This window comes from Gardnerella vaginalis 1500E (assembly GCF_000263595.1).
GTDB lineage: Bacteria > Actinomycetota > Actinomycetes > Actinomycetales > Bifidobacteriaceae > Bifidobacterium > Bifidobacterium vaginale_E.
The window spans coordinates 190,889-206,181 of the sequence record NZ_ADES01000014.1; the positions used below are offsets into that span (position 1 = coordinate 190,889).

General features: G+C 46.2%; 9 protein-coding genes. 3 read left to right on the forward strand and 6 right to left on the reverse strand.

Annotated elements, in window-relative coordinates:
• Positions 1 to 80: 80 nt before the first annotated feature.
• Positions 81 to 3,629, reverse strand: a complete 3,549-nt coding sequence (gene rpoB, locus CGSMWGV1500E_RS01485) for a DNA-directed RNA polymerase subunit beta (RefSeq protein ID WP_032841565.1) — start codon at positions 3,627 to 3,629, stop codon at positions 81 to 83.
• A 414-nt stretch (positions 3,630 to 4,043) separates the two neighbouring features.
• On the opposite strand from rpoB, the gene CGSMWGV1500E_RS0106150 reads away from it, so the two are divergent.
• On the forward strand, positions 4,044 to 4,745 hold the full coding sequence (locus CGSMWGV1500E_RS0106150; RefSeq protein WP_004128961.1) for a tRNA (cytidine(34)-2'-O)-methyltransferase: 702 nt from the start codon (positions 4,044 to 4,046) through the stop codon (positions 4,743 to 4,745).
• A 31-nt stretch (positions 4,746 to 4,776) separates the two neighbouring features.
• A complete protein-coding gene (locus CGSMWGV1500E_RS01480; protein WP_004128962.1) occupies positions 4,777 to 5,604 on the forward strand; it encodes a hypothetical protein in 828 nt (275 codons plus the stop codon).
• Between the two features lie 48 nt (positions 5,605 to 5,652).
• Here CGSMWGV1500E_RS01480 and CGSMWGV1500E_RS01475 read toward each other — a convergent pair whose 3' ends face one another.
• Positions 5,653 to 6,510 carry a DeoR/GlpR family DNA-binding transcription regulator gene (locus CGSMWGV1500E_RS01475; RefSeq protein ID WP_032843628.1) on the reverse strand — a complete coding sequence of 286 codons (858 nt, stop codon included), beginning with the start codon at positions 6,508 to 6,510 and terminating at the stop codon, positions 5,653 to 5,655.
• A 175-nt stretch (positions 6,511 to 6,685) separates the two neighbouring features.
• Here CGSMWGV1500E_RS01475 and CGSMWGV1500E_RS01470 point away from each other — a divergent pair, with 175 nt between their 5' ends.
• On the forward strand, positions 6,686 to 7,840 hold the full coding sequence (locus CGSMWGV1500E_RS01470) for a quinone-dependent dihydroorotate dehydrogenase (protein WP_004128965.1): 1,155 nt from the start codon (positions 6,686 to 6,688) through the stop codon (positions 7,838 to 7,840).
• Between the two features lie 168 nt (positions 7,841 to 8,008).
• Here CGSMWGV1500E_RS01470 and CGSMWGV1500E_RS01465 read toward each other — a convergent pair whose 3' ends face one another.
• The 4 genes from CGSMWGV1500E_RS01465 to CGSMWGV1500E_RS01450 all read right to left on the reverse strand — a co-directional run bounded on the left by CGSMWGV1500E_RS01465 (position 8,009) and on the right by CGSMWGV1500E_RS01450 (position 15,292).
• Entirely contained in the window at positions 8,009 to 10,336 is a 2,328-nt protein-coding gene (locus tag CGSMWGV1500E_RS01465) for a transglycosylase domain-containing protein (protein ID WP_004128967.1), read from the reverse strand.
• A 36-nt stretch (positions 10,337 to 10,372) separates the two neighbouring features.
• Complete coding sequence (locus tag CGSMWGV1500E_RS01460; protein ID WP_004128969.1) at positions 10,373 to 11,098, reverse strand: Crp/Fnr family transcriptional regulator; 726 nt, start codon at positions 11,096 to 11,098, stop codon at positions 10,373 to 10,375.
• Positions 11,099 to 11,269: 171 nt separating this feature from the next.
• Complete coding sequence (locus CGSMWGV1500E_RS01455; RefSeq protein WP_004128971.1) at positions 11,270 to 13,822, reverse strand: S9 family peptidase; 2,553 nt, start codon at positions 13,820 to 13,822, stop codon at positions 11,270 to 11,272.
• A gap of 9 nt (positions 13,823 to 13,831) precedes the next feature.
• A complete protein-coding gene (locus CGSMWGV1500E_RS01450) occupies positions 13,832 to 15,292 on the reverse strand; it encodes an App1 family protein (RefSeq protein ID WP_004128973.1) in 1,461 nt (486 codons plus the stop codon).
• Between the last annotated feature and the right edge of the window lies 1 nt (position 15,293).

Below are 15,293 nucleotides of genomic sequence, written 5' to 3' on the forward strand. Positions count from 1 at the left end.
TTATCGTCCTGTCTCATGAAATTGTTTTCTAATGTTTCTTAATTTCTTAAAGTGTGTTCGTTACCGAATCGGTTACCGAATCACTGGTATTCAGGTTCAACAGCAATCTGGTCTTCCTTGGCGGACGAATCTGGTCGAGCGCCAATATTGAAGCCAAGATCGTCGGAAGATGAAACTGGGTCGTCCTCTTCATCCTTCATGTCGATTGCAACGCCTTCAGCGTTCAACACTTCAACATTAAGGGAAAGCGACTGCATTTCCTTAAGCAACACCTTGAAGGATTCAGGAATGCCTGCTGGTGGGAGGTTATCGCCCTTAACAATAGCGCCATACACTCGCACGCGACCGTCGACGTCATCAGACTTCGTGGTCATCATTTCGTGCAATGTGTAAGCAGCACCGTAAGCCTCGAGCGCCCACACTTCCATTTCGCCGAAGCGCTGGCCGCCGAACTGAGCCTTACCACCCAACGGCTGCTGGGTAATCATGGAGTAAGGACCAGTGGAACGAGCGTGAATCTTATCATCAACCAAGTGATGCAGCTTCAAAATGTACATGTAGCCCACAGAAATTGGCTTCGGGAATGGCTCGCCAGTGCGACCGTCGAACAAAGTTGCTTTGCCGTCAGAACCAACAAGCTTTTCACCATCGCGATTTGCGAGCGTTGTAGAAAGCAAGCCCTTCAAAGTTTCTGGGCGAACGCCGTCGAATACTGGGGTTGCAACTGGAGTGCATGGATCGCCATGCTCAGCGCCCTGCGGCACGTACTTCTTCCAAGCAGCCTCAAGATCTGGATCCAAGTTAATATCCCAGCCAGCGTGAGCAATCCAACCCAAGTGAAGCTCGAGCACCTGGCCCAAGTTCATTCGAGAAGGCACGCCCAACGGGTTAAGCATGATGTCAACTGGAGTACCATCAGCCAAGAATGGCATATCTTCTTCTGGCAAAATGCGGGAAATAACACCCTTGTTGCCGTGGCGGCCGGAAAGCTTATCGCCTTGCGTAATCTTACGATGCTGAGCGATGTAGACGCGAATCATTTGGTTCACGCCGTTTGGAAGCTCGTCGCCGTCGTCTTCAGCGTCTTCACGAGTGATTTCCTTAACTGCAATCACAGTACCGGTTTCGCCGTGTGGCACGCGCAAAGAAGTATCGCGCACTTCGCGGCTCTTTTCGCCGAAGATTGCACGAAGCAAACGCTCTTCTGGAGTAAGCTCGGTTTCACCCTTAGGAGTTACCTTACCAACCAAAATGTCGCCGGCTTCAACTTCAGCACCGATGCGAATAATGCCGCGCTCGTCAAGATTTGCAATCGCATCTTCGCCAACGTTTGGAAGATCGCGAGTAATCTCTTCGGAACCAAGCTTGGTTTCGCGAGCATCGATTTCGTATTCTTCAATATGAATAGAAGAAAGCGTATCGTCTTGCACAAGACGCTGGGAAATAATCACAGCATCCTCGTAGTTGTAACCATTCCAAGGCATGAATGCAACGAGCAAATTCTTACCCAATGCAAGTTCACCCTTTTCGGTTGCAGGACCATCTGCCAAAACAGTACCAGCTTCAACACGCTCGCCATCTTTAATAAGTGGCACCTGGTTGTAGCAAGTAGTCTGGTTAGAACGCTGGAACTTAGAAAGCTTGTAGCTGGACTGAGTTCCATCGTCGTTCATAACGCGAATAATATCTGCAGAAACGTAGGTTACAACACCTGGCTTTTCTGCCAAGATTACGTCGCCAGAATCAACTGCTGCACGCCATTCAGAGCCGGTACCAACAAGTGGTCGCTCGGACTTAATAAGCGGCACAGCCTGACGCTGCATGTTCGTACCCATCAAAGCACGGTGGCCTTCGTCGTGCTCCAAGAATGGAATCAAGGAAGCGCCGAGGGAAACCATCTGGCGTGGGGAAACGTCCATGTAGTCTACAGTGCTTACAGGCACATCGACTGCTTCTTCTTCGTCCACGCGGGCAAGTGCCTGAGTGCCAACGAAGTTGCCGTTTTCGTCGAGTTCCTGGTTTGCTTGAGCAATAACGTGCTCAGCTTCACGGTCTGCAGTCATGTATTCGACTTCGTTAGTTACGTGACCATTCACAACCTTGCGGTATGGGGTTTCGATGAAGCCGAATGGGTTGATGCGTCCGAAGGTTGCCAAAGAACCGATAAGACCGATGTTTGGACCTTCTGGGGATTCGATTGGGCACATACGTCCGAAGTGGGATGGGTGCACGTCTCGAACTTCCATGGAAGCGCGATCGCGAGAAAGACCACCAGGGCCGAGTGCGGAAAGACGACGCTTGTTCGTAACGCCTGCCAATGGATTGTTTTGATCCATAAACTGGCTGAGCTGGGAAGTTCCGAAGAATTCCTTAATAGTTGCGTTTACTGGGCGAATGTTAATCAAGGACTGTGGAGTAATTGCTTCCGCATCCTGAGTTGTCATACGTTCGCGCACAACGCGCTCCATGCGGCTTAAGCCGGTACGAAGCTGATTCTGCACAAGCTCGCCAACCTGACGAATACGACGGTTGCCGAAATGATCAATATCGTCAACGTCAACGCGCAACTGCACGTCTTGACCGTCGCGCTTACCTGGGAAGGTTTTTTCGCCTGCGTGTAAGGTTACCAAATACTTGATAGTGGCGATAATATCTTCGCGGTTCAAGCTGCGATCACTGTAGTCTGCTTCGAGACCAAGCTTGCGGTTGATCTTATAGCGACCAACGCGAGCCAAATCGTAACGCTTTGTGTTGAAGTAGAAGGAATCGAGAAGATTGCGGCCAGCTTCTGGAGTTGCAGTGTCAGCCGGGCGAATCTTACGATACAAGTCGGTAAGTGCATCGTCTTGCGTATCGATAGGCTCTTTTGCGAGCGCATCCAAAACAAGAGGATATCCTTGGAAAGCTTCGGCAATTTCGTCTTTCGTCATGCCGATTGCCATAAGGAATACGATTGCGGACTGCTTACGCTTGCGGTCTACGCGAACGCCTAAAACGTCGCGCTTGTCGATCTCAAATTCCAACCATGCGCCTCGGCTTGGAATAATCTTCGCACCGAAAACATCCTTGTCGGAAGTGCGATCTTGCGCACGGTCGAAGTACACGCCTGGGGAGCGCACAAGCTGAGAAACGATTACTCGCTCGGTTCCGCCAATAATGAAGGTGCCGTGAGGAGTTTGAAGTGGGAAATCACCCATGAAAACAGTCTGGCTCTTAATTTCGCCAGTTTCGCCGTTTTCAAACTCAGCGTTCACATAAAGTGGAGCAGAATAGGTGTAATCCTTTTCCTTGCACTCGAGCACAGTGTGGCGTGGCTCTTCAAAGTATGGGTCGGAGAATGTGAGGCTCATTGTCTCAGCAAAGTTCTCGATTGGGGAAATCTCCTGGAAGACTTCGTCAAGACCGGAAACATGAGGCACGGTGTGAGTTCCGTTTGCCTCGTCTTCAGCGACGCGCTTCTTCCAGCGCTCAGAGCCGATCAACCAATCAAAGCTGTCGGTTTGCACGCCGAGGAGGTATGGCACATCAATAGGCTCACAAATGGAGCCAAAATTCACACGATCTGACGCTTTGTGCAGTTTAATATCATGCTCGTCAGCACGTGCGATGACTTTCGTGGTGCTCGTCATAGCTTGTTCAGCAGCCAATGGACGTTCCTTTATCACTCGCTAGTTAATATCAATATTTGAAAACTGAAGAAAATCGCGGCAAATTTGGTGCTTATTTAAGCATATTTTGATTCGCGGGCGCCTTCTTCGGTTCCATGAGCATGCCCGCTATATGACACACCTTACACAGACTGTCTATTCTAGCGAAAGCTCCAGACTTTTCGCAGCTATCACCACGCCAATAAAAACCGACAACAAACGCCGGAAAAGTTGCGCGCGTTTGGAGCGATACGCAACCCCAAACCCTCCAAACGCGAGAAAACTACACGGCAAATGTTTCCCAAAACAATAAAACATAATGTGCAAGTTGCGAGTAAACTAAATACGTTACGATTACGAAGTTACGTAAGGAATACTTAAAAGCTAAGGAATAGAATGGATAACAGCGAGAATACGCAAGAAGCAGCGGCAAAAACCGAAGAACAAGCCGCATCGCAAATCGAATCGCACAAAGCCGCCGCAAGTCGCGTAGAGCAAATGTACGAGTACGGCTACCGCAAGTCAAACTACGGTCCGGACGAGCTTGTAACCGACGCTCATGGAAATCCGATTAGCGTTATGGACGCCATGCTCAGCGCAGACGATGCCGCGCGCGCAGAAACGCACACTCCTCATCTTTGCTTCTACTCCCCTCGTATTCCAGGCAATACTGGTTCTGCGATTCGTCTTTGCGCTGTAACTGGCACGATTTTGCACTTGGTTGAGCCGCTTGGTTTTAATTTGCACGATACTAAACTGCGTCGCGCAGGCTTGGATTATCACGATATGGCTCACGTTGTTTTGCATCCTAATTTTGAGAATTTAGTTGAGTCGATGCCTAATTCGCGAATTATTGCTTTTACAGCAAATGCTACGAAACTTTACACTGATATTGAGTACAAGCCGAACGATATTCTGCTTTTTGGACCAGAGCCTGGAGATATTCCGGATCCGATGGATGTTATGGCAGGCCCGCATGTGGCAGAGCAGGTTCGTCTTCCAATGCGACCTTCGCTTCGTAGCTTAAATCTTACGAATTGCGCTTCTATTGCAGTGTATGAAGCGTGGAGGCAGCTCGGTTTCGCCGGCGGCAAGTAAGCACATCAAACTATGCATTACAATGGATAATATGTTCACACCATCCGGAATACAGCGCAAAATAAAGCGACAGGTGCAGCGCAAAGCGAGCGCCATATTTAATCGCAGTAAATTGCGTAAATCCGGCAAAAAAATGAGCACGTCGCAGCAAAAAATGTATTTTCGCAGACGCGTTTTTGTGTGTGTAGTGCTTTTTTTGATTGTGTCGCTGGCAATATTTTGCGTTATTAGCTTAGGTAAGGGACTTGCTGCAGTTGGCGGAGCGATTACAGGGCATGAAGTTGATGTTTCTAGAAAATCCGTGCCTGATCCGCGCCCGGTTGGTCTCACTCCCCGATGCACTGCGCGCGATATTAATATTGAACTTTCTGTGAAATCTCAAAACGTTCCTATGGGCGGAAGCGTTGAGCTTACTGAGCGTTTTGTTTATGAGGGAAATACTTCGTGTCTTATTGATGCTTCCGATATGAATTCTGTGCTGTCTGTAAACAGTAGCGATGCTGTTAGTAAGGCGAATGATGATGCAAAAGATAGTAAAGATGGCAAAGATAACAAAGAAGTAAAAAGCGGCAAAAATACTAAAGATTCAAAAGACGCGAAAGACGCAAATAGCAGCAGCTACTTATCTAACGCAGTGTGGCGTTCAGACACTTGCGATACTGCTTTGAAACCGCTTCTTATGGCTAAGGGCGATCATTTTGAAAAGAAGATTACCTGGAATACCAATACGAATGCAGGAAAAGGCTGCACTGCAGACGAGGATTTGCCGAAGGTGAATCGCGGAACTTATGTTCTTAGAGTTGAGCATAAGCGCGTTGCGGGATTGCATAGCGAGCCGCTTTTTGTAAACGTGCGCTAGGCGTGAGTTAAGCAAAAAACGTATTCCAGCTTCGCGCAAAACTTCGCATCAGTTTTCGTCTGCAGAATTATGTGCTAAATCAAAATCCGCAGCATCTGCAGCAGAATTAAGAATCTCGCGATCGTCACCAACAGGCGCCAAAACCAAATCCTTAACAAGCTCGCGCGTACGAAGCTGCGAATCAGCGTCCAAACCATCGTCGGTAATAACAGTATCAACCTGATCAAAACGCGCAAATAGCGAAAGCGACGTGCAGCTCCACTTAGTGTGATCCGTCAAAATAATAGTGCGGTCAGCAATATCCATTAAAGCCATATCTGTAGCCGCTTCCAAAGAGTTCGGCATAAGGAATCCGCGAGGAAGAGACACCGAGTGCGTGCCAAGAAACACGGTATTCACGCGAAGAGAAGCCACAACTTTGTCTGCAATCGGGCCAACCAGCGAGTTGGAGCGCGTAATCACGCCGCCGGTTACAATAACCTCAACATCCTTGGACTCCAACGCCTGCACAAGCTCGGCAACAGGAATCGAATTAGTCAAAATCGTAATTCCGGAAGCCCTACGCGACTCCAGCAAATGCTGCGCAAACACGTAAGCTGTTGTGCCGCCGCCAATAGCAATAACATCTCCCGGAGAAACGTAGTCCACAGCCAAGCGCGCAATAGCATCCTTCAAACCAATGTCCATTTGCGACTTTACAGAAAACAGTGGCTCGGAAAGCAAAGTGTTGGTTGTTACAGCGCCGCCGTGAACACGCTTTAAAAGACCGCGATCGGAAAGCTCGGCAATATCCCTGCGAACTGTCATTGCAGAAACGTTCAGCTCTTTAGACAGCGCGGTAATGCGAACTGCACCGCGAGTACGAAGACGGCTTAAAATCAAATGTTGACGCTGCGAAGAAATCATACGAACATTATCGCACAAGTATACGCAAAAAACAAACGCGATTGAGCGTTTTGGGGTGTAAAAACGAAAAGAACGCACATTTACCCGCGTACAAATCTTATTTTTGTAATAAATCGCACAAAAACGAACGCGCATTCGGGTGGCAAACGCACAAATAATGCACTAGTATATAGATATGCATTACGTTTCTGAAAATTCATTGCACAATGTCGTCAATAAAGCCACGACTGATCTTTTCACTTTCTCCTACAAGCATGTAATAAAGCCTCATTTTGTGTTCAACATTCCACCTGATGAAGCTCACGAACGCATGATTGACTTCTGCAAATTCAGCGAAAACACGCCGGGACTTATGTGGCTTCTTCGCACAATGCTTAACTACACGGATCCAGTTCTTGAAACTAATGTTATGGGATTAGATTTTGCGAACCCGTTCGGCTTAAGCGCTGGATTAGATAAAAACTGCCAAATGGCAACCGTTCTAGACAATGCCGGCTTTGGTTTTGAAACAGTTGGCTCAACTACAAGCCGCCCTTGCGAAGGAAATCAGAAGCCTTGGTATCATCGTCTTCCGCAATACGACTCTATTTTGGTGCACGCAGGTTTGGCAAACGACGGCAGCGAAGCGGTTGTTGCGCGCGCAGAAAAAGCGTGGACTAAAGCTAAATCAATGAATATGTCTATTTCAATTGCTCGCACAAACGACGATTTAGTTGGCGACTTAAACGAAGGCATTGAAGATTATCACATTTCTATGGAGCGCGCGGCTGGACGCAGCTCGATTATTGAGGTGAATATTTCCTGCCCAAATACTCGCGTAGGTGAACCATTTAGTCAGCCGGAAGCGCTGGATAAGCTTTTTAGCGATCTTGATACTATTAAGCGACCGCAGCCAACTCTTGTTAAGATGCCGCTTAATTTGCCGGGAGGATGGGAGCAGTTTAAGTCACTTCTAGACGTTCTTGCAGAGCATAAGGTTGATGGCGTAAGTATTGCGAACTTGCAGAAGAACCGCTCCGGACTTGACGTTCCAGCAGATTGGCAAGGCGCACTTTCCGGAGGCCCTACCTACAGTGCAAGCAACGAACTTATTAGTCGCACGCGTAAGGCTTTTGGCAATCGTTTTGCTATTGCTGGAATTGGCGGCGTATTTACACCAAAGCAAGCATACGAGAAGATTCGCGCTGGTGCGGATTTGGTTATGTTTATTACGTCGCTTATGTACAGAGGACCGCAGCAGATTACGACGCTAAAGCGCGGACTTGCGGATCTTTTGAAGCGCGACGGATTCGAGCATGTTTCCGACGCTGTTGGAGCAGATTTAGACTAAAAGTGACATAAACTACTCAATCATGAGTAGTTTATGTCGTTTTCTTACGTAATTCCGACCAAAACAACTCAATCATGAGTAGTTTATGTCGTTTTCTTACGTAATTCCGACCAAAACAGAGCAACGTTGAGTAATTTATGCCGCCTACGCTGTTTAATCATCTAAAACTTAATACTCATCTCCTGTGGAAGTGCTGTAGTCATCACGACGAGCAGTTCCATACTGATCCTGTGTCTGCAGCTGCTTATTAGCCTCTTCCTGCTGTTCGTTAGCGGCCTGACGACGAGCGTCTTCATCTCGCTTCTCCTGCTCAGTTTGCGAAGGCTTCGTATAAAGCGAGTCTTGCTTTGAGGAAGCTCCAGCAGTGTACTTTGGATCAGGCTTTCCGTAATCGTTATCAACAGGAATATTAGCAGCCTTCAAATAGTCGTTCATAAACTGCTTCCACGCAGGCGTTGCAATATACATACCATACCAAGCTGCCATCGTGCGGCCGTTAATAGTCATGCCGTTGAAGCTTTTCTGCGATTCAGCATTGCCGACGGCAACAAACGAAGCAACCTGATACGGCACAAATCCTGCTGTTGTCATGTAGTACTGTTCGTTAGTACCAGTTTTTGCGAAGGTTTTACGTCCGCCGTCAAGCTGAGTTGTTGAAGCCTCACCACCAGGCTGAACAACACCCTGATTAAGTGCGTATGCGGCAGTTTGTGCAATACCCTTTGGAATAGCCTGATGGCAATGCGCACTAGGAACTCTTAAACGCTTACCATTCTTATCAATAACTCGCTTAATAGCAATCGGATCGCAAGCAACACCATCTGCACCCAAAGTTGCATACACATTAGCAACAGTCAAAGGCGAAGCCTGCACAGAACCAATGGTCATTGGCGGGTTCAAAGAATTGGCCGAATACACACTTTCCTGACCAAGAGGCGAGTTATGGTATCCAAGAATTTTAGCCGCGTCTGCAATAGAACACAGCTTAATTTGCTGAGCCATAGATGCCTGCGTAGTATTGTGAGAACGAACAAGACCTTGCAAAGGCGTTTCTGGGCTAACAGTGCCACCGCCGGAGTTTTGCACAAACCATGAGCCGAATCCGCGGAACTTATTGCAGTTAAAATCAGAATTATTGTATCGAATAGTCGTGCGAAGAGGCTGGTTGATTGACTTTCCAGCAAGCATCCACGCAACCATATTAATAGGCTTCCAAGTAGAACCAATCTGCCAGCCGAGACCACCGCCATCTCGCTCGTCAACAGCGTAGTTAAGAGCAGTATGAGTTGGATCAGACCTAGCAGCGTCGGACGCGTCATAAATACGATTGCTACCAAAGGCCAAAACTTCACCAGTTCCAGGCTTAATAGCAGCAATCGAAACTTCAAAACCGCTTTTATCGTTTACTGGAATCGTGTCACGAGCAGCTTTCATTGCAGCCTTACTTGCGCGCAAATCCATAGTGGTGTAAATATCGAGACCACCTTCAGTAAGAAGCTTTTCTCGCGCAGCAGCCGTCTTTCCAAATTCGCGAGAATGCAAAATTCGTTTGGTTACGTAATCGCAGAAGAATGCGGCGTCACCTGCAGCCTGGCAACCAATCTTAGACACTTCTCGCTGCACATTAAGAGTATTTTTTAGAGGGATTGCTACGGCAGAATCATGCTCCTTCTTATTTATAAAACCTTGACGAAGCATTAAATCAAGCACAATATTGCGCTGCTTTTGCGCTTCTGGCTGATTTTCTTCAATAGACGGATCGTAATGAGAAGGATTTTTTGTGATTGCGGCAATAGTTGCAGCCTGCACAAGATTAAGCTTTGCTGCGCTCGTATTAAAGTAACGGTGAGCCGCAGTTTCTACACCGTAAATATTATTGCTACCAAATTGCGCAATATTAAGATAGCCTTGCAAAATCTCAAGTTTTGAATACTTTTTTTCCATTTGAATTGCTATGAGCATTTCGCGAAGCTTACGCGCAATCGTACCTTCAGAAGCGTGATATTCCGCCAAAGGATCGTTGTTTTCGCGCGCTTTAATCATAAGCACATTTTTCACATACTGCTGGGTTAAAGAAGAGCCACCTTGCATATCTGACTTTTTAACGAATGTTTTCACAAACGCGCGCATAACGCCTTGAACATCAACGCCAGAATGCTCAAAGAATCGCCTATCTTCACGAGCAACCATTGCCTGCTGCATATATTGCGAAATACGTCTAAGCGGCACAACAGTGCGATTTTGCGCATAAAATGTTGCGATAATTGTTTTGCCATCAGCTGCATAAAGTCGCGATTTTTGTGGCAAAGCAGTTACGTCAAAATCAATGCCATCAACGCGAAGTGAAGGAACAACTGTTTTCACCACGCTATTCACACTCATAACACCAGGAACGAACATAATACTTGCAGCAACACCACCTGCAACACACAAAGTGATGTAGGTAAGAAACAGTGCTAGCACACGACGAGCAGTAAGTGAATTCTTTTTCGGCATGCGTACTATTCTAAAGGTTTGCCTCTACTTGAATAATCAGCGCTCTGCTCTTCGAATTAACATTCCCGGCTTATAAATAATAATCGAACGTCCTTTTCGCATAATCCACCCGCGATTTGCAAAATCCATAAGCGCCTTGTTCACAGTTTCCCTAGAAGAACCAACCAACTGAGCTAATTCCTCCTGAGTTAAATCATGCGGCACAAGTAAACCGTCACTCATTGGCTCACCAAATCTGGATGCCAAATTTAACAGAGTTTTTGCCAAACGAGCTGGAACATCCATAAAAACTAAATCTGAAATTCTCTCATTATTAGCTCTCATTCTCGCAGCCAAAACTTGCAGCATATCTACAGCAACTCGAGGATGATTATTTAGCCAAGCGAATAAAATATCGTTTTCCAGCCACAAAACTTTTGTTTTGCTTGTAATGGTGATTGCTGAAGCGGTACGAGGACCTCCCTTTGGATCAAAAACAGGAATTTCGCCCAAAATTTCACCAGAAGTATGAATACTAAGCAATTGCACGCGATTATCGTTAGAATGACGCACTAATTTTACGCGACCGCGCTCAAGAAGGTACATTCTATGATCAGTATCACCCTCATTAAAAATCGACTCACCTTTGTTAAAAATCGACTCCTGAAGATGCACCAAAAGTTCCTTCATTTGATCCGCAGGAACTTGCTTAAACAATGCAGTATGTTGCAGCGACAATCTATCACTATTTGTGATCACTGCACTAGTTTTGCTTATCACCATTGCTTTACCCTTCTCAAGCAAAGTAGATATATCGCCTTTGAGTTACCTACGTATACAGATGAACGTAAACGTATGCGTGTAAACGAACATCACTTCGAACTATAATATCACGGATGCTGGCACGTAGGCGACATAAACTACTCACAGCTGCGCAGTTTCGGTCGTTTTAGACTATTCGCTTATGCCCATAGCACCAAGACACCAAGCGTTTTCATACGCAAGCTCCTGCCACTGCCTATACCTGCCCGAAGTACCGCCGTGGCCGCCGTCAGTTTCAACACGCGCAATAGCATCCACCCCAGAAGCCTGCAATTTCGCAAGCCATTTCATAGGTTCAGTAACAAGTACGCGAGTATCGTGAATAGACGATGTGATTAAGATTTTCGGGAAATCAGCTAATTTTTTGCGCCCATCTTCACTACCAGCACAAGGCACGTTTTCGTAAGGAGTATACGACTTCATATAAGCGTAATCTTCAGCATTATTAAGCGGATTTCCCCACTCATCCCACTCGGTTACAGTAAGCGGCAAAGAAGAATCAAGCATAGAAGTAAGTGCGTCAACAAACGGCACATCCGCTTCAATTCCCGCATAACATTCCGGAGCCATATTTGCTATAGCACCCATAAGCAAGCCGCCTGCAGAACCGCCATTTGCAACAGTATGGCAAGCAGAAGCAAAACCAGCATTCTGCAATGCGCGCGTTGCATCAACAAAATCTTCAAAAGTGTGCTTTTTATTAACGCGCCTACCCTGCTCATACCACGCGCGACCCATTTCACCGCCGCCGCGCACATGCACTTGAGCATACAGCACTCCGCGATCTAGCAAACTCAAGCGTCCAACAGAAAAACTAGGGTCAGAACTTACTTCGTACGCGCCGTATCCTGTAATAAACATTGATTCGTTTTGCGAAATTTTATCCGGACGCCAAACAATAGACACCGGCACACGCTCGCCATCCCTAGCAGTAATCCATATGCGTTTTTCGGCGTAATTATGTTCGTCAAACTCGCCAAGAATCTTCCCGCGCTTAAGCAACACGTCTTCGCCGCTCGAAGGATCAAGCTCACGAAGCTGACCTAAAGTTGCGTAACTTCCAAAAGCGTAACGCATGCGAGGAGCTTCATAAGAAGGATTACCAGTCATAGAAATACTAAACAAGCGATTATTGTTGATTTCTTCTTTAGATATTTTGCAAAGACATTCACGAGAAGAAGATTTAGCTTGATTAGTTATACAAGATTGCAAATTATTAATACGCGAAATACTTACGTTTTGAACATTAACGCAAGTAGATTCGTGATCTAAAACAATTTGAGGCTGAACTTCGTAAAAACGCCACGGCTTTCCGCTTAAAAAGTCTTCTACAGCGCGCTTTTTGCTAACTACAGCCAGATGTGGCAATCCTTGAGCTCTATACGCCAACGCAACATAATTTTTATACATTGACAATCCGCTTATACTTAAGCCGACTGAGTTTCGCAATATTTCAGGATTTTGTTCGGAATTATAAGGCTGACAAATAGGCTTTTTTCTGGCAGAAGCTTCCCACAAATCTCCGTTTTCACAGCCGTAAGGAGAACCGGAAGCAACACAAACGCCATCGCCTAGTTTATAAGTCGCAATTTTAGATGAGACTGCGCTTGCATCTGCGTTCGCATCTGCACTTGGAAGATTTCGCATATCAATAACATCAATCTCAAAATTAGGATTTTTAGCATTGTGGCAAACAATAGCAACCGGAATATCCTCACCATTTTTACCAGCGCCTTCAAAACATGCGAAGGAAATGTCGTATTCAACGCCTTCAGACGGCTCAATCACCATGCGAAAATCACCTTCAGGCGTACTTAGCGGAAGCATAAGCACACGAGAGGTTGTTTTAGAGCTGCTACTAATCATCATGTAGCGTTCGTCAAAGCTTTCGTAAACGTCAACAAAAAAGCGCTCGTCTTTTTCTTCAAACACTTTTACGTCGCTGCTTGTTGGTGTTCCAACGCGGTGCCGCCAAACCTGGTAAGGACGCCATGCGCTGTCTATTTTTACATAAAACACCCATTTTCCATCCGGAGAAAGTGAAGCAGAAGAAAGATTCTCCCAAGACTCTTCCAAAGGCGACCAAGAACATGTGCTGGAAGAAAAATCGCGCATAAAATAGCTAAAACGTTCGTCACCTTGAGTATCAACTCCGTAAAGCATGCGGGAGCCGTCGGAGCTTAAATCCATTCCTCCAAGCCGGAAGAATTTACTTCCAGCAAGCTCTGCTTCTTTGTTTGCATCAAAAAGTATTTCTTCACCTACAGTTACGCCCGCCTCAGCGGACTCATCTATAGTAGGCGGATTCCAATTAGCTTCATCGCTAACTTTCATACGGCATTGAATAGCGTACTGTTTTCCTTCTTGCGTACGAACGTAATACCAGTAATTATTCATTCGCACAGGAACAGACATGTCTGTTTCTTGAACTCTAGAGCGCAATTCATTAAATAAGGTAGAACGCAAGTTTTCTAAATGCTTAACACGCTTAGCAGTGTACGCATTTTGAGAATTTATATATTCAAGAAGCTCGCTGCTGCTACGATTTTTCATCCAAGCGTAGTCGTCAATATAAGTATCGCCATGAAATTCGCGCTTTGAGGGTATTCGCTTAGCTTCTGCAGGTTTTTCAAAGACTGTTTGGGAAGTTGTTTTACAGCTTGTTTCACAAATCTTTTCGCTCATAAATATTTTTTACCTTACTCTGCTTTTAATAGCCTCTTTTATAAACGGAAGCATTACTTTAGACAATCCTTGACCTGTAGGCGCTGCAAAAAATGGCACTCCTTGCAATGTTCCAGCAGCACCTTTTGCTTCTACAACATTTATATTATCGTCAAGTTTTTCAAGTTCCGTTGTAGGAATTTCTGGAATACTTTCATCTGCAAAAATATAAGCGCGACGAGAAGCACTAAGAGCAACCGCAAAGTCGCGAGATAATTTACGTCGAAAATTGTCTACGGTATCTCGCTTATGAAGCTGACGAATACCAACAGCGAGCACTCGGCCAGGATTCTGACGAATAATATTCGCATAAGTGCTTGGATCTTTTTGGCCGTCGTCGCCAATAAGAACAAAACGCATACCTGGAAAATCATCCATAAGCTGGGTGGCAAACTCCAACTTATGCTGCGGACCGTTTGGAATAAAAGTCTTAGGACGCGGATCTAAATCTCGTAGCAAAAGAGGGCCTTCAGGAAACTTTTCGCGCTCAATAAAGTGACGAATTGAAGCCTCAACATTCCAAGGAGAAGTAGAAAGATAGAAAAATGGAATATCGTTACGCAAACTAGACAGCGACTGGAAAAACTCCGACATTCCAGCAACAGGCGAACGATGCGCCGGATTCATAATAAGCAGATTGTACGCGGCACGAATTGGAGAAGGCGCTTGAGTGACCATAATAGTGTCGTCAACGTCGGAAATAATTCCGATTGGCACGTTGTCATCAATAGCAAACAAGCTTGCTTTAACCGGCTCACGATTTTCAAGCGTGTAAGAAACAACATGACGACCCGGCAAAAGCGCGCGTTCTGTGATCAAATCCAAGTAGCCTGCGCGATCAGAAATACAATATTCAGCACTACCGCCACGAGCCTCTTCCGGCTTGTCATAAACTTCAGAATCACCGACTTGCGCGGTTTCTACAGGAATATTGTCTATTGATAGCGCAACACGAACACGGACGGCTGGAATCACAAGCATTGCGTAAATACCGCGCTTTAATACTGAACGGTGTCCGCGCTTTGGAGCATATACTGTGCGGCAAATTAAGCGAGCATAGCGATGTGTTCCATAGCCAATATACGGCTCTACGCTTGGATACCATCCTGACCGGCGAGCAATGCGAGATGCAAATCGCATCCATATTCCAACACAAGACGTAATAACACGTCTTACTACGCGCACAAACCAAGGTTTATTGCTGATTTTTTCGTCTTCAGACGGTGTGTCAAAAAGTGTGGCTGTAACGTGTACAGGAATTGGGGCGCTGCTAATTCGACGAGATGACGAAGGTGCTGCCGGTTTCGATTGCGCTGCCGGTTTTAACAGCGCTTCCGGTTTTTGCACAACAGCAGGCTTTGAGGGCGCTGCAGAAGTAGCTACATTCTCATCGAATGAGACAGTTTCATCCTCAGAACCTTCATCATACATG